The organism is Variovorax paradoxus, assembly GCF_040544635.1.
Classification (GTDB): Bacteria; Pseudomonadota; Gammaproteobacteria; order Burkholderiales; family Burkholderiaceae_C; genus Variovorax; species Variovorax paradoxus_R.
This window is the reverse complement of the sequence record NZ_JBEPKJ010000005.1, coordinates 205,938-219,792: the sequence shown is the minus strand read 5'-3', so window position 1 is coordinate 219,792 and position 13,855 is coordinate 205,938. Positions and strand designations below refer to the sequence as shown.

At 61.6% G+C, this 13,855-nt stretch carries 18 protein-coding genes and 1 tRNA gene; 4 read left to right on the top strand and 15 right to left on the bottom strand.

Annotated features, from left to right (window positions below; genetic code table 11):
* Window positions 1–3 precede the first annotated feature (3 nt).
* The 10 genes from ABIC94_RS10685 to ABIC94_RS10640 all read right to left on the bottom strand — a co-directional run bounded on the left by ABIC94_RS10685 (window position 4) and on the right by ABIC94_RS10640 (window position 7,865).
* Window positions 4–339, bottom strand: coding sequence for a phage head closure protein (locus ABIC94_RS10685; RefSeq protein ID WP_354372985.1), 336 nt, complete (start codon window positions 337–339; stop codon window positions 4–6).
* A complete protein-coding gene (locus ABIC94_RS10680; RefSeq protein WP_354372984.1) occupies window positions 336–695 on the bottom strand; it encodes a head-tail connector protein in 360 nt (119 codons plus the stop codon). Before ABIC94_RS10680 ends, ABIC94_RS10685 begins: the two co-directional genes overlap by 4 nt.
* Window positions 692–1,579: a phage portal protein gene (locus ABIC94_RS10675; RefSeq protein ID WP_354372983.1), complete on the bottom strand. Its 888-nt coding sequence runs from the start codon at window positions 1,577–1,579 to the stop codon at window positions 692–694. Before ABIC94_RS10675 ends, ABIC94_RS10680 begins: the two co-directional genes overlap by 4 nt.
* A complete protein-coding gene (locus tag ABIC94_RS10670) occupies window positions 1,564–2,967 on the bottom strand; it encodes a phage portal protein (RefSeq protein WP_354372982.1) in 1,404 nt (467 codons plus the stop codon). Before ABIC94_RS10670 ends, ABIC94_RS10675 begins: the two co-directional genes overlap by 16 nt.
* A complete protein-coding gene (locus ABIC94_RS10665; protein ID WP_354372981.1) occupies window positions 2,964–3,197 on the bottom strand; it encodes a hypothetical protein in 234 nt (77 codons plus the stop codon). Before ABIC94_RS10665 ends, ABIC94_RS10670 begins: the two co-directional genes overlap by 4 nt.
* Window positions 3,198–3,252: 55 nt before the next feature.
* The gene (locus ABIC94_RS10660; protein WP_354372980.1) at window positions 3,253–4,647 is read right to left on the bottom strand and encodes a phage major capsid protein; all 1,395 of its coding nucleotides are present in this window, start codon (window positions 4,645–4,647) and stop codon (window positions 3,253–3,255) included.
* A gap of 9 nt (window positions 4,648–4,656) precedes the next feature.
* Complete coding sequence (locus tag ABIC94_RS10655) at window positions 4,657–5,238, bottom strand: HK97 family phage prohead protease (RefSeq protein ID WP_354372979.1); 582 nt, start codon at window positions 5,236–5,238, stop codon at window positions 4,657–4,659.
* Window positions 5,239–5,296: 58 nt separating this feature from the next.
* A complete protein-coding gene (locus ABIC94_RS10650) occupies window positions 5,297–7,009 on the bottom strand; it encodes a terminase large subunit (RefSeq protein WP_354372978.1) in 1,713 nt (570 codons plus the stop codon).
* Complete coding sequence (locus ABIC94_RS10645) at window positions 6,990–7,403, bottom strand: hypothetical protein (RefSeq protein ID WP_354372977.1); 414 nt, start codon at window positions 7,401–7,403, stop codon at window positions 6,990–6,992. The genes ABIC94_RS10650 and ABIC94_RS10645 overlap by 20 nt, the downstream gene beginning before the upstream one ends.
* Before the next feature lie 156 nt (window positions 7,404–7,559).
* Complete coding sequence (locus ABIC94_RS10640; RefSeq protein ID WP_354372976.1) at window positions 7,560–7,865, bottom strand: HNH endonuclease signature motif containing protein; 306 nt, start codon at window positions 7,863–7,865, stop codon at window positions 7,560–7,562.
* 86 nt (window positions 7,866–7,951) lie between these two features.
* Here ABIC94_RS10640 and ABIC94_RS10635 point away from each other — a divergent pair, with 86 nt between their 5' ends.
* The 4 genes from ABIC94_RS10635 to ABIC94_RS10620 all read left to right on the top strand — a co-directional run bounded on the left by ABIC94_RS10635 (window position 7,952) and on the right by ABIC94_RS10620 (window position 9,968).
* The gene (locus ABIC94_RS10635; protein ID WP_354372974.1) at window positions 7,952–8,191 is read left to right on the top strand and encodes a hypothetical protein; all 240 of its coding nucleotides are present in this window, start codon (window positions 7,952–7,954) and stop codon (window positions 8,189–8,191) included.
* 245 nt (window positions 8,192–8,436) lie between these two features.
* Complete coding sequence (locus ABIC94_RS10630; protein WP_354372973.1) at window positions 8,437–8,613, top strand: hypothetical protein; 177 nt, start codon at window positions 8,437–8,439, stop codon at window positions 8,611–8,613.
* A gap of 161 nt (window positions 8,614–8,774) precedes the next feature.
* The gene (locus tag ABIC94_RS10625) at window positions 8,775–9,266 is read left to right on the top strand and encodes a Pycsar system effector family protein (RefSeq protein WP_354372972.1); all 492 of its coding nucleotides are present in this window, start codon (window positions 8,775–8,777) and stop codon (window positions 9,264–9,266) included.
* A gap of 6 nt (window positions 9,267–9,272) precedes the next feature.
* Window positions 9,273–9,968: an adenylate/guanylate cyclase domain-containing protein gene (locus tag ABIC94_RS10620; protein WP_354372971.1), complete on the top strand. Its 696-nt coding sequence runs from the start codon at window positions 9,273–9,275 to the stop codon at window positions 9,966–9,968.
* A 96-nt stretch (window positions 9,969–10,064) separates the two neighbouring features.
* On the opposite strand, the gene ABIC94_RS10615 is transcribed toward ABIC94_RS10620, so the two are convergent.
* The 5 genes from ABIC94_RS10615 to ABIC94_RS10595 form a co-directional block, all read right to left on the bottom strand.
* Window positions 10,065–10,165, bottom strand: a tRNA-Glu gene (locus tag ABIC94_RS10615).
* A 66-nt stretch (window positions 10,166–10,231) separates the two neighbouring features.
* The gene (locus ABIC94_RS10610) at window positions 10,232–10,759 is read right to left on the bottom strand and encodes a hypothetical protein (protein WP_354372970.1); all 528 of its coding nucleotides are present in this window, start codon (window positions 10,757–10,759) and stop codon (window positions 10,232–10,234) included.
* A 335-nt stretch (window positions 10,760–11,094) separates the two neighbouring features.
* Entirely contained in the window at window positions 11,095–11,637 is a 543-nt protein-coding gene (locus ABIC94_RS10605; protein WP_354372969.1) for a hypothetical protein, read from the bottom strand.
* On the bottom strand, window positions 11,634–11,888 hold the full coding sequence (locus ABIC94_RS10600; RefSeq protein WP_354372968.1) for a hypothetical protein: 255 nt from the start codon (window positions 11,886–11,888) through the stop codon (window positions 11,634–11,636). The genes ABIC94_RS10605 and ABIC94_RS10600 overlap by 4 nt, the downstream gene beginning before the upstream one ends.
* Window positions 11,875–13,683 carry a toprim domain-containing protein gene (locus ABIC94_RS10595; protein ID WP_354372967.1) on the bottom strand — a complete coding sequence of 603 codons (1,809 nt, stop codon included), beginning with the start codon at window positions 13,681–13,683 and terminating at the stop codon, window positions 11,875–11,877. Before ABIC94_RS10595 ends, ABIC94_RS10600 begins: the two co-directional genes overlap by 14 nt.
* Window positions 13,684–13,855: the final 172 nt, after the last annotated feature.

The following is a 13,855-nucleotide window of genomic DNA, read 5'->3' as shown; positions in this document are numbered from 1 at the left end:
TCGTCATCCTTCGTTCGCTCCTGTGTCGCACGCCAGATCGACGTACTCCCGGCCCTGCGCGTCAGGCAGCACGGCCAGGATGTTGAAATTCGTCAGCGCGTAGACCACGCGCCACTTCGCCACCACGTCTGCGCGGAAGCGAATGCGGATCGACACCTTGGCCGCGCTGATCGTCGTGTCTGCCTTCAGCGTCTCGACGCCGTTCAGGTAGCGCACGTTCGCCCAGACGGTCGCCACGTCCTGCCAGGTCTTCGACACCGCACCGGTAACCGGGTCCTGCGACTCCACCAGGCGCTGCAGCTTGACCCGGCGGTTGAGACTTCCAGCTCCGAGCGTCATGCGAGTGCCGGGGTGCGCAGGCCGTACAGCAACGCTGTCACGGGCCGCGGCAGGAAGCCCTGCTCGTACTCGTGGTCCTTGTCGTTGTCCCGGTCCTTGTAGAGATAGCCGAGCTGCAGCAGAACGGCGGCTTGAACTTCAAACAGCACCTCGGTCGTGTAGACCGGCTTCCCGTCGGCGTCTACCACCGGGTTTCCTTCGGCGTCAAGCTCAGGCTGGAAATGGTTGGCGCCCTTCAGGTAGCGCAGCACAGCACCGGATGCAGCGTGAATCTTCAGCGTCAGGTCGGCGCTATCGTCTACCGTGTCGCGGCGCAGGTGATCGGAGGCCTGCTCAAGCGTCACCAGCATGGTCATACGGCAACCCCCTTTCCTGCATCGCGCCCGCGCTTCACGGCCAGCCGCCAGCCATCGCAACCGGGCTCACCTGGCTTGCCGACGGGCGCATCCTTCTGCGCGATGAAGAACGAGCCGCCCCACGTCACGCCGTCGCCGGCCTCGTAGCCCTCGTCCGCACGAAAGACGCCTTTGTCCACCAGCGCGGCAACCTTGATCGACTTCGAGACTTCGGCACCGCTCGATGTGCGGGCCACGAGCGTGAACTCACGGCCGCTCGGCTGCTCGATGCGCAGGTCGGCGATACCGTCAACGACGCACTCCCACCCGTGCATCGCCTTCGTGGCCTCAAATGCGCGCCAGAGGCCGCCGGCATGTCGCGCATAGGTGCCGCGCGGGTACGACTTCTCCACCTCGATCTCGGGCTGAAGTTCGAGCTGCAACGCATCGCGTCCGTGCTCACCATCCTTGGCAGGCGGCACGGCTGCCAACGCCTTCGCCACCTCTTCATCGATCATTCGACGCACCTCTTCGACTGGCACGCTTTCACCGTCTTTCGGTGGGGGAATCTCGGCAACCGCTTTAGAAACTGCCTCCGCAACTACGGGCTCCAGATCCACAATGCTTACGCTTGAGCCTGGCTCGCCATCCTTAGGCGGCGGAATCGCCGAGACGGCAGTAGCCACCATGCGCTCAACCTCTTCGGCCGGGAAATCTTGCCCGTCCTTTGGGAGCGGGATCGCTTCCACAGCCTTTTTCACGGTCTCTTCGATACGGGGCGCCAGAGTTTCGGGGATGCCCTTCACCACCAGATCGAGTTCGTCCAATCGTTTGGCGATCGGCGCAATTGCTGCGCGGAAGGTCTGGATGACGATGTCGGCCAGTGCTTTCAGGTCGGCTCGCATTCAAGCTCCTTCGCGATGTAGTCGGCAAACGCGCGCCGCTCTTCTTCTGAGAGATCTTCTTCCTCGGGCTCCGGCGCGGGTGCCGGCGGCGCCTGGGGCGACGGAGGCGGTGCCGGTGGTTCGATCTTGTTAAGTCGGACCTGATCCAGCGGGAAGTCCTGCTGCTGCATGTAGACCGTGTCGCCACCGACAAGCGGCGGCAGGTTGTGATCTGCTCGGCCTTCGTTCGGCGTCATCACGCCCCCGCCAACCAGCTTCACGGTTACGTCCGCCTGGGTGGCCGGATCCATGCGCAGCAGGTTGCCCAGGTCGAGCTCGGTGCGGTACTCAGCTGGAAGCGAAAGGCCATCATCGAGACTGGCTTCCATTTCCTCGATCAGCGACTGCAGCGCATCGCTGAAATAGATCTGGTTCAGGTCGCCTACCTTCTGACCCGCGGGAATCGGTCCGCCAACCTTGAACCCGGGGACGTGGAACACCTGGGCGACCATGTCGGCGCTCAGGCCGAGCTGCTCCTTCGTCTGCGAATCGACCGATGTCATTCGGATTGGCTCGTACTTGAGCCCATCGCCGACAACCGCGACCCTGCCCGAGTTGGCGCCGGTGAAATTGGCGTTCCAGTATTCCTTCAATTCCTTTGCAGTGTCCGCGCCGATCGCGCCAGGCGCGGCCAGGATCCCGCTGGGCTTAGCCCCTTGCTTGAAGAAGCGCTGCGAGTCCTTCAGGATCTCCAGCCCACTCGAGGCGGGTAGCGCAGCAGAAAACAGCGGCGACACGCCCACCAGCGGGTGGAACAGGCAATTCATGCGGTCGTGGATGATCTCCGAGGCGGGCACGAACACCGAAGGCAACTGCAGGCCGGAAAGATTGTCCTGCGCGAGCTGATAGAAGATCGTTCCATCCGGCGCGATCATTGGCATGACCAAGCCTGGATCGAGGATGTACATGCCGACCACCACGCCGCGGCCATCGCGAACCTTCAGGATGTAGGCATTGCCCCAGACCAACTTGGAGATGATCCACCATTGCCGAAACTGGATGTGGTTCTGGTAGTTGTTCGGGCGGCGCAGCACTGGGGAGTAAGCCGCGCTCTGGGCTTCCTTCCAGATGCCATCGGCGTCTACTTTCATCAGGCGAGTGCGCAGCTTTCCGATGTCGTTGGAAATCACCGTCACGCACGAGAAGACGGCTGGATGCGACATCACCGTCTCGGGACGGGCGTTGATGTCCAGCTGGAAGTAACCGGGCGGCTGAGCGGGGGTGATGTCGATCCACGCGCCGCTGGTGTTCAGCGAGACCAACCCGCGCGGCTGCACCGTTGGAACAGCCTTCACCTGAGCCGCTTGCAGGACTTGCTGCTCGCGAAGGTAGGCGCCGAAGGTGCTCACTTCGCGGGCGCCTTCGTCTTCTTGGCTGCAGGCTTTTGCGCAGCCGTCGTGGCGGGCGCCTTCGTCACCGGGACAGTCGCCGCGGTGGTTGTGTAGGAATCGGCAGGCGCCGCTCGGCCCAATGCATGCAGCACGCGCGCATCGCGACGGGAAGCGCTGAAAGGGTCGCCGGCTTGCAGGGCACGGCCTGCATACCTGAACGGCTTGAGGGCTTTGAGATCTTGACGCACGGCGGCTCCTTGAGGAATTTGAGAGCCGAGCCCCGAGGGGCCCGGCGGGTTACGCTCAGGGCGCGGGCGGAGTGCCGTAGGCCGCGTCGTTCACATAGGCCACGGCAGAGGCGCGGCGCTTGCCGAAGTTAATCGGGCGTACCACCTTGATGGCCGTCGATTCGCTTTGGAACATCGAGGTCATCGTCTGCGAAGCGGCGACCGGCGTGTCAGTCGCGCCAGTCGGCGCCGAGTTCTGCTCGATCATGGCTTCACGCGAGATCGACACCTCGACACCGGTGTCGCCGATGCGATAGATGTCGCTCGGCTTCAGCAGCACCAGCCAGGCCGGGTTGACGTTGTCGCCAGTCACCACTGGATCGCCGAGCAGCGTGCCGCCGGCGGTGGTGATACCCGGGAACTCGGTCTGGCTCAGCGCGTTCGTCATGAGCTGGATTGCCTTGGCGAGCGTCGGGCTCGTCACGAGCTGCAGGCCGGTGGCGTTCTTCGCGGTCAGGAACGGTGCATAGAGCGCCTTGATGTCTTGGCGCAGACCGTCCGCGTCGTCGCCGGCCGAGGCGATCGGCGTGACGCCGTTCAGGATACCGGCGGGCGAAACGTCCGCAACAGCAGCGGCAGCGGAAAGGAACGTCAGATCGACGCGCTGCGCCGAGGCGTTGACCAGGGCATCACGCACCAGCATTTCTGCGGCAGGCGACGAGTCCTTGATCAGTTCGTTCGAAATCACAGCCAGGGCGGCGACCTTCCGGCGGCTCAGCGTCACGTTCATGAAGTCCATGGCGGTGGCAGGGATCGCCTTGGATTCGCCCACCCAGTACCCCGTAGCCGCACCGTCCTGGCCTTTGATCATCACGTTCGCGGGCACCTCGCGGAGCGGTAGCTTGTCGTAGACCGTGGCGCCGTACAGGAACTCGATGAAGTCGCCGGTGTACTGGTTGTTCACCGCCACCAGTTCGCTGCCCCACTCGCCCGCGCCGGTGCCACCGCCCGGCACTTCGTTCGCCTTGATGATGTTCACCAGCGTGGGGTTCGTTTCACCCCAGCGCCGCTGCGCCTCGAACAACGGGTTCGTGTCGTTGATGCGGGCGAGTGCCTTCGCGATCACGATGCGGGTGTAGTTCTGGCCCTTGAACTTCTCGTCCGCGTCCTTCTTCATGTGAATGGCGGGAGCACCACCCGTGGCGATTGAGCCGCGGGCGCCGGCCGCGGCAGCGGGGTTGCCACCAGCTGCAGGAACACCCTTCTCGACCTGCATTCCCTCGAGTTGACGCAGGTCAGCGAGCTCAGCGTCGATCTGGTTGATGTCGGTGGTCAGGCCCTTGAACGTCTCGCGCTCGCTTTCGTCTTTGGTGCGGCCTTCGTCCATGGCCTTCTTTTGCACGCCTTCGAGCTCGAGGGCCTTGGCGGTGCGCGTCTCCATGAGACGCTTGATCTGTTCTTGCAGGTTCATGATGATCTTTCAGGAATTGAGGAAAACGACGCCCTTTCGGGCTTTGGGATTTCCCGAGACGCCGGGAGCGAGCAGGCGAACGACACGGTCCTGCTGTTTGCCGGTCGCGGCGAACAGGGCGTTGTCGATCGACTTGATCGCGGTGATGGATGCGTCGGCATTTGCGGGCACGACGACGGCGGACAGTTCGAACCAGAGCCACTTGATGTAGCGCACGCCGAACGATCCCTTGATCTGGGCGGTTTCGATGGGCTTGAAGCCAACCGACAAACCGCGAACGAGTTTTGCCTTGAGCATCTGCCAGGCCATCGTCAGGCGTTCTTTCAGCGGACCATCCTCTTCGATGGTGGCCACCTCGCCTTCAACCTCGATGCCCTTCTCCGTTACCTTGGCCGCGGTGATCCAGCCGATGGGATCGGCGTTGTCGTGCATCCAGAGGAACGGCATGGGCAGCCTGAACTGCGCACCACTTGGCTCGACGATGTCGCCGGCGCGATCGGTGCTTGGCGTCGAGGCGATGCCCTTGAACGTGCGGCGGCCGTCGCCCTCGCTCAGGGCTTTGATCTCGATGGTGGAAAACGCGCGGTCCATGCTGGTGGCTCCAATGAAAAAAGCCCGCACAGGGCGGGCTTCGAGTGAGGGGCGACGATCAAATGACGATCATCTTGTAGTCAGGCGTTCGTGGTTTCTCCACCTGGCCGGCGCCGATGCCCATAAGCAAGGCTGAGAAATCGTCGATCTTTTCCGGCGCCCTCTTCTTGTCGGGCGCGTTGTTCAGGTTCGCGTCCTGGCGCGCTATCACGTTCGACGCGTTCCAGTTCAGGATCGGATCCTGGCCAAAGGCGAAGCGGCCGTTCAGGTAGGCCACCTCGAGCGCTTGCATTGCCGGGTGGTAGCTGCGCGGTCCCTGTATGAACTGCTGCATGTTCACGCCGGCAGCATTCAAGCGCTGCACGGTCTGCGATGCGTTCCAACCGTCGTAGCCCACGGCTTGCAGGTTGAACTGTTCGTTCGCGTCGATGATCACTTTCTCGATCGGCGCATAGTCGATGGCCTCGACGCCGGACTCGATCAGCAGGCCCTTCAGTACCCACCCTGCGTAAGGGATGAGACCACGCTGCGTGCGTTTGCGAACGGCCATTGCCGGCACAAAGCGCCATCCGTGCGTGTAGATGAACCCTTCGATGTCCCAGACCAGCCGGAACGATGTCAAGTCAGTGGTGCTCGACAGGTCAAGGCCGCCTGTGCACGGGTACTTCCGCAACCACTCCAGATCGACGGCGCCCTTGCACTCCCGCCATTTCGTGATGTTGACCCAGCCTTGTGCGACCGCTGACGGCCGGTTCAGCCGCTTGATCTTGAACTCGGCATGCTGGCCAGGCTTGTCCTTCGCCTCGATGGCGGCTTTCCGGATCTCGTCAAGCAGGATGGGGTTCACGTCCATCAACGGATTCGCCTTCCGCCAGGCGCTTTCGTCGAAGTCGTCATCGGCTTCCGTGCCGAGGTCGTCGTCTTTCTCGTCTACGGCGTAGTAAACCGCCAGGTAGTGGTCGGCCTCGATCAGGCCGCGCAGCACCTTCTTTGCAAACTCTCGTTCCTCTTCCCATGGTCCCGGGTTCGCGTAGCCCTCGGTCGTCAGATACAGGAACAACGGGTTCCGCCTCGCACCCGCCGCCGACTTCAGCACGTTCAGCAGGTCGTGATTCTTATGCGCGTGGATCTCATCCAGGATCGTGCAGCTCGGGTTCAAGCCGTCCTGCGTGCTCGCCTTCGCGTTGATCGGCTTGTAGGTGCCGCCGTTGTTATAGCTGGCGATCGCATTGGCGAAAGCCTCGAGTCCGAACGCCGACCGCAGATCCGCCGTCTTCTCCACCATGGTCTTCGCGACCTTGAACACGATCCGGGCCTGCTGCCCGGTTGTCGCTCCGGTGATGACTTGCGGTCCGTTCTCACCTTCGCAGTTCTGGCAGTACAGGCCGATGATCGCGGCCAGCGTGCTCTTTGCATTCTTGCGAGCGATGGCGAAAAGGGCCGTCGTGAACCGCCGCGTGCCGTCCTGCTTGCGGAAACCGAACAGCTGCACCAAGAAGAAAATGTGCGACTCGTGCAGGACGATCGTCGGCGTGTCCCAAACCCCCTCGACGTGCGGCAGATCCTCGGCGAACAGACACACGTCGTTCGCATGCCACTCGTCGAAGTAGAACGGGGCGCCCTGGGCCTTCGTCGCCCGCTTCAGGTCGTCCAGAAAGCGCCGGCCGGCCAGTCGCATCCAGATGCCGAACTGCTTTCGATTCTTGGGGTTCGCCGCCCTCTTCGCGTAGTCCTTCGCTATCGCGACGAAATCACGCGGCTCGTTTGCCACGCTGAGCGAACTTGTTTCCCGCCGGCTCGTCTCCCACCGGCCTGACCTTGCCCTGCGACACCGGCGTCATGCCGAAGTCGTTTATCAGGTTTCGGTACTGCGCCACCATCGACGCGACAGGGGCCTCGCCCGCGGCCCACAGTTGGACCATCTTTCCATGTAGGGCGCACAGGTTGCCCAACGGGCTCAGACCCACATCGGTCAGCAGCTTGTTGGCCACCAGAACAGGCGCCAACCGCTTCCACTCCTTCACGGCATGCGCGTTTGGCAACCACTCGGGCGGCTCCGGCACATCAACAACCGGCGGCAATTCGATGCTTGGCTGCTCGTCGCGGCTGGGCTGGACCGTGCCCGAGACCACCTTTAGCGCTCGCGGCTTTTTGGGGTTGGGCATAGGGAACCTCGACTCTCAAAAATCAAATTGCTGAACTACACGCGTGAATAAAAGACTAAGCGCCTGGTTTCCAAAGGGTCCTCGTTCTATCGAAAACCCTCCCCCCCAGCCCTTCGCGCACCGTCTCGGTGCACGCGGCTCGTCGATGGGTTGCTCTCATTCGGGGAATCCGTCCAGCCCGATGCGCACAGGAGCGCGATAGCCCAGGTCGTCGGCTGTCTTCTTGTCGTGGCATCCGTTCGGCCCCACGCACAGCACCTGGCAGTTGGCCTCGGTGTCCGGTCCACCCTTGAACAGTGGTGCTTTGTGATCCAGCTGGAATCCGCGGCCGGGCACATCGTTGAACTCGACCAGCTTGCGACACACAGCGCACCTCGGGTCCTTGCTCCACACCTTTAGACGCCTCGCCTGTAATGCGCGGCCACGGATGCGGCCGTCCTTGTTGTCGTATGCAGCAGCCATCTCAGCCATGCATGCGCGCTGGTGCCCGCCCAGTCGCCGAGTAGAGTCCGAGTTCCTCAACACGGACCCGGCGACGGGCGGACGAAATGCAATATGTCGGACAGCCATTCACCATCCAGAACACTGTCGAACACGGTTGGCTGGTCACTTGGACGGACGCCGTGGTGCACCGCACCGATGGAGAAGAGATCGAAAGCATCTCTTTCACGGTGGCAATACCTCGCAGTGCGAACCTGTCGATTGCGGAGGTTCAGACCTTTGCCTTGAAGCGGGCGGAGGAACTTCTTCAAGTTGCGATTCGGGCGCGAGAGAAGTCCGCCCCGTAGCACCGCAATCGCAGTACCACCGTTCGAAGCCTTCGTCCATCCAGGTCGTCCAGCTCTGGCTGGCGCTTGCGCAGCGTGGGCAAGTCATGATTGTGCGACGCATATCGGTCTCCCACCTCGGCTTTAAGCACCGTGCAATGTGCGTCTTGGCTGCTGCCAGCCTGGGCTTTTCGGGTTGCAAGTGCTATGTCTTGTCCAACCGACTGACGAGGCACTACAGTGCGTGGATGGAACTACCCACCATCGTGAACACGTTGAACGACCCAGGCCGTGGGGTTGTGTACCACGTCAGGGCGTATCGAACCTTGACGCGCACTGAACTGCTTCAGTCCGTCGCGATGTACCTTCGTAGCAAAAAAGGCAAGCAGCCGAAGAAGGGAACGGTCGTCACGATCATTTCCATCATCGGCTTCAACGAGTAAGCAGTTCTGCGAGCGGACATGACTGGCTTGAGCGGTGAGCGCTATGTGTTCCACGCTAACCGCCTCGCCCTTCAGCAAGTCTGGAGCGGCGCATAGTACGAAGCACGCTGCCTCGTGGAAACGTTGCCTGCCACAATGTGTTCCAGGCAGGAGGGAACAAGATGGATGACAAAGATCGCTTAGGGGCGGCTCAGTGGATTTTTGAGCGGCACCTAGCATGGATCGCAGCAGCTGAAGTAAAAGTCGGGGTAGTGGTCGCGATCGATACCGCACTGATCGGGGGGTTGGCCGCCGCTTTCAGCACGTCCGATCTCGACGCAAGAACAGCATGGACATACTTGTGGACCTTGAGCGCAGCCGGAATGGCTGTACTTGGAATCTTCTGCGCTGCAATGGCAGTTCTGCCTCGCACCAATGGCCCAAAGTCTTCACTTCTCTTCTTCGGCCGGGTTTTGGAACTTGATCTTGCCGAGTATCAAGAAAAGATCCGCACCGTGAGTCCAACGGATCTACTCGACGATTATGCCGCGCAGATTCACCGCAATGCGGAGATTGCTGGATACAAGTACGGGTGGGTGACCAAGAGCATTCGATGGTCATTTGCTTGCGCGATACCTTGGGCCGCAGCCGTTGGCCTGCTGATTAAGACATAGGTCCCAATGACACTGAAGACTGACCTCGAGGCGGAAGTCTCTCAAATCTACACAGGCGTTTGGGATGAAACGCGAACCGGCAATGTCCCCGATCCTGAAGACGTCCGCCTAAACAATCATGCAAAAAATCTAGAGAGCGCAACCGTTCTCTACGCAGACCTCGATGGATCGACAAACATGGTCGACAACTACCAATGGTGGTTCAGCGCGGAGATCTACCAAACTTACCTACGATGCGCTGCTCGCGTGATCGCCAGCAATGACGGCGTTGTGACCGCATACGACGGGGACCGAGTTATGGCGGTGTTCACCGGAAATAGCAAAAACACGAATGCGGTTCGGAGCGCGCTGCAGATCCACTGGGCCGTGCACTACATCCTACGTCCTGCCATCAAGGCGCGGTACAAGGATACGACCTTCGTTCTCGATCACGTGGTCGGCGTAGACACAAGTCAGTTGCGCGCAGCACGCATCGGAGTTCGTGGGTATAACGATTTGGTTTGGATTGGGAGAGCGGCCAATCATGCGGCGAAACTTACGTCTCTCTCCGAGAAACCGTTGTGGATTACCAAGGCTGTCTACGACGAAATGCATGCCACCGTTAAATACTCGAACGGTACGGACATATGGACAAAACGGTCTTGGACGAGCATGCAAAACGCGGAAATCTACTGCTCAACCTACGCCACGGCCATTGCCTAGATCCCGACGTAAGCGCACCTTTTCTGGGGCAGAGTAGGCGAGCTGTGTCGAAGTGCAGACGCAATCACTGCTTCGGGCGAGCTTCGTCGGAAAGGATAGCGGTGCCGGGATTCGAACCCGGATGCCAGAGGACTGACCGTTGCCCTCATACCGTGGTAGCCGAGAGCCGCTGCGTATTCCAATTCCGCCACACCGCGGCGGCAGTTTAGGGCACACAAGAAAACCCGCCGAGATTACTCTGGGCGGGCTTAATTCGCTGGACACTAGAAGCAGTAGTGCCAGCTTCCCTTCTCTGTTTTGGCATCAATCCAAGCTGCAAAATCCTTCGTGATCTCGACTCCCTTGGAGATCAAGCAGGCAATCAACGCTTCTTTGAAAGCGGCTGCCGCGGCGGCCAGATTCACAAGTCCTGCAGCGATTGCGGCCGCCACTGCGACTCCCATACAGTCTTGCAACTCGCCGATGATGCTATCGACGTCCGGATGTGAAACCTTCCCGTTGAATTCCATCCACACATCTCTGCATCGCAAGCCATCCCACTCGACCTTTGTTTCCGGGGGCAAATCGATGCGCCCGATGTACCAACTATGAGTGCCGAACAGCACGACAGACGCGCATAACTTCAGGTAGTCGTCCGCGGTGTAGTCATCCTGCAGGGCCTCTTTCGGAACAACAGCGTCGATTTCGGGCATTCGTCCCGCCTTCAGCTGGCTCTTGGCTCGCTTAACGAGTTCTTCGACCCTCCGTGCACGCTCTTCATCACGTCGCGGAGTGGGCTTCTTTTTGACCATCGGTCGTCTCCTCACGGCACCCACTAGCCGAGGCTCGCTCCAATGGGCGCCGGGCGGGTCAGAGCGAGATCTAGCAATCTCGTTGATCGGTCCGCAGGCGTCTATAACCAGTTATCAAAAATATCCGGCTTCTTTTGTGAGAAGCGTGTATCTGCTTACACCGGGGGTGGGTACTGAGTAGCTATCCAAGAGAAAGCCGCCTCGAGGGCGGCTTGGGATCATTTGAAGTGAGCTCCGCCATCGACGGCTGGGCTGCTCTTATTTTTCCCGGAACACCCGGGATTTGTACAGGCCAAACGATTTTAAAGCAGAAACAGCGAACGAGTAAAGAGTTTTTACTTTGCCGCTTCGGCAGTGGCGATCTTCAGATCCAAATACCCCGCGATCTGCTTCATCGCCTCAGGTCCGGCCATCGCTTGATGCCGCTCCATGTGCGCAACCAGCCAGTCGGCTACCTCGGCACGCTCCTTGAAGAGCTTGCTCAGCGAAGTGCGTCCGGTGCCCTTGCAGGGCTTGCAGCGCACGCCGAGCGTCTTACTGCCGGGGATGACCGTCGCCCCATGCCCTCCGCACGCGTCACAGGTCGGATTGCGGTGCCAGGCGACACAGCCTTGCGCCAAGTCGTAGGCCTGCACCCGGTTGAGCTTGACCCGCATCGCCCTCGCCTGCCGCCATGCGTCGTCCGCCAGGATCTCGACGAGTTCACGCGCCGCAGTGCTATCGCCCAGGAACAGGCGCTGCAGCGCGACGGCCAAAGGGAACTGGCGCGCGGCAAGCCCCATGGCGCCCAACACATCGGAGTCCGAGCGCGTAGTGCGTTCGTTGATCTCCAGATTGGACGACCGGACGGCAGCGGCGTACCGCTCGATGACTTTCATCCGCGACCTTTCAGGCTGTCGCCGATGCGTGCAGCCAGGATGCGGCGGCTCCCGTCGATGGATGGCCGGCCGGTGCTGTCCTCAAGCCGACGCAGCAACTCGTTCATATCGACATCGGTCATCTGTCCGCGGCGCTTGAGCACTGTGGCGAAGCTCGCGATGACTTCTGCTGTGGCCGCTCGGTGGACGTTCATGGTGTCGGCAAAGAAATCCGACGCCTTCAGGTACTGCTCGAACTCACGCATGCTCATGGTGCGTCTCCTGGTCTTGGGTTGAGAACTCGACAAAGCGAAGCGGGTACTTCCTTGGTCCGGTTCGGTACTGCTGGGTCGGCTTGTCGAACCACAGCCGCAGCGTGTAGTCCTGCACTCCGTCCTCGCGCTGCTTCTTGAGGATCAGCTTGGCGTCGATGCCCTCCTGGGCTTCCTGCCACTTGGCGAGCGCATCGGCGTCGTTCGGGTTGGCGGGCGCTTCGTCCTTCTGGGCACGCCAGATGGAGAACACGTTGTCGGCGCCGTTGACGATGCCGCCAGCGCCTGCGACTTCCATCTTCCCGGGCGCCTCGGTTTCGTCACGCAGCTTGCGCGGGTGCGCCACCAGGTGGATGTGGACGTTGTGCGTCTTCTTGAACGAAACCAGCTTCTGCACGGCCTCGTTCTGCTTGGTGATCGCGCCGGGGCCGTCCTGCGGCACGTCGATCATCATCAAGCTGTCGATAACGAAGTGCCGGACGCCATACCGCCGCGCGGCATAGGCAAACACCTCGAGCAGACGGTCGAGCTTCGCCACGCCCACGAGGTCGAACAGCCACAGCCGCTCACGGAACCAGGCGCCAATCGCACGGATGTATTCGCGGGTCGGACGATCTTGGCCGCTGGCCTGCTTGTGCAGGCGCTTCAGGTGACGGGCAGCCCCCATCTCTCCGGAGAAGATCACGACGCGCTCGCCCTGCAGCATCAAGCCGAGCAGGATCTGATCGAGCATCAGGCTCTTGCCGTGGCCGTTGATGCCGGTCCAGCAGGTGTACTCGGCCAGCCGGAAGCGAAACCAGTCCAGCTCCTTATCGATGTACAGCGCCGGGTCCAGCGGTGTTCCGGGCGGCGGATAAAAAAGCGCTTCCACGGCCGCGGTGTAGTCGTTGGCGTTGCGCAGTTCGTCGGGGTCCAATGGTCGGGCGTCTTCCATCGCCTGCTGAAAATCCACCGGCTCGGCTCCGTCCTGCAACCACTGGTTCGCATCCTTCGCACCGAGCCGCACGCGCCGACAGCGCTCCACGCCCAGGCGGTTGATGACCTCGGCCGCGCCCTTGTCGCCGGCTTCGTCGTTGTCGAAGCAGATCAGGATGTCATCGAAACGCTCGAGCTTTTCCCAGTCGTGCTCGATCCACTGGTGGTTGCCAGCGCCCTGGTTGACGGACAGCGCCGGCACACGCATCTGGTGCAGCGTCATGGCGTCGATCTCGCCTTCGGTGATGGTGACCGTCCGCGCCTTCGGATCGATCAGGTGCCACCCGAAAAGGCATGGTGCGGCACCCGCTTCCTGGCGCATGTCCTTTTTCTCGTCCGGGTTCCGGTACTTGATGTTGATGAGCTCGCCGTGCTCGTCGATGAATGGAAAGACAGCGTAGGTTTTGCCGTGCTGCACCTGCTCGGCGACCTTGAAGGCCCGGATCGTTTCCTCGGTCAGCCCGCGGCCGATCAGCCACTCCGCGGCCCGGGCCTTCGCTGCCGGGGCACGCGGGCTCTCCGGTCGGCGAAAGGTCTTTTCGGGTGGACGCGGGAAGTCGTCGCGAATGCCGAAATGCCGCTTGATGTCCTTCATCGCCTCGGCCATGGACTGCCCGCGGCAGGCCATCCACAGGTCGATTAGGTCGCCGCCGTTGTCGCTGGCGAAGTCCTTCCAGACGCCGGCCTTGTGGCCCCGAATGCACACTGAGAGGCTGTCGCCAGGCTCGCCGCAGGTGTTCCCCGCCTTCCACTCGCTGCCCCGCTGCTTACCCTGCGGCAGCAGCATGCGCGCGATGTCCGCAGCCTGCGCGGCCATCATGGCTTTGATTTCGGAGATGTTCACGATTCGTCCTCCGGCGTCTGCGCGTCGGGGTGGCAGCCACAGCAGCCGGTCATCGAAGAAGGGAATCCCGGGCACTCACCGCGCCTACAGGGCATGTCCCACCAAGGGCGGCCAGTAAGGCGTTCGCGCGCATCGCGTCGGGCTTGCT

Coding starts and splice junctions, on each gene's coding strand:
- ABIC94_RS10685 (WP_354372985.1), bottom strand. CDS start 339: ATGACGCTCGGAGCTGGAAGTCTCAACCGCCGGGTCAAGCTGCAGCGC.
- ABIC94_RS10680 (WP_354372984.1), bottom strand. CDS start 695: ATGACCATGCTGGTGACGCTTGAGCAGGCCTCCGATCACCTGCGCCGC.
- ABIC94_RS10675 (WP_354372983.1), bottom strand. CDS start 1,579: ATGCGAGCCGACCTGAAAGCACTGGCCGACATCGTCATCCAGACCTTC.
- ABIC94_RS10660 (WP_354372980.1), bottom strand. CDS start 4,647: ATGAACCTGCAAGAACAGATCAAGCGTCTCATGGAGACGCGCACCGCC.
- ABIC94_RS10655 (WP_354372979.1), bottom strand. CDS start 5,238: ATGGACCGCGCGTTTTCCACCATCGAGATCAAAGCCCTGAGCGAGGGC.
- ABIC94_RS10645 (WP_354372977.1), bottom strand. CDS start 7,403: ATGCCCAACCCCAAAAAGCCGCGAGCGCTAAAGGTGGTCTCGGGCACG.
- ABIC94_RS10640 (WP_354372976.1), bottom strand. CDS start 7,865: ATGGCTGCTGCATACGACAACAAGGACGGCCGCATCCGTGGCCGCGCA.
- ABIC94_RS10635 (WP_354372974.1), top strand. CDS start 7,952: ATGCAATATGTCGGACAGCCATTCACCATCCAGAACACTGTCGAACAC.
- ABIC94_RS10625 (WP_354372972.1), top strand. CDS start 8,775: ATGGATGACAAAGATCGCTTAGGGGCGGCTCAGTGGATTTTTGAGCGG.
- ABIC94_RS10620 (WP_354372971.1), top strand. CDS start 9,273: ATGACACTGAAGACTGACCTCGAGGCGGAAGTCTCTCAAATCTACACA.
- ABIC94_RS10610 (WP_354372970.1), bottom strand. CDS start 10,759: ATGGTCAAAAAGAAGCCCACTCCGCGACGTGATGAAGAGCGTGCACGG.
- ABIC94_RS10605 (WP_354372969.1), bottom strand. CDS start 11,637: ATGAAAGTCATCGAGCGGTACGCCGCTGCCGTCCGGTCGTCCAATCTG.
- ABIC94_RS10600 (WP_354372968.1), bottom strand. CDS start 11,888: ATGAGCATGCGTGAGTTCGAGCAGTACCTGAAGGCGTCGGATTTCTTT.
- ABIC94_RS10595 (WP_354372967.1), bottom strand. CDS start 13,683: ATGATGGCCGCGCAGGCTGCGGACATCGCGCGCATGCTGCTGCCGCAG.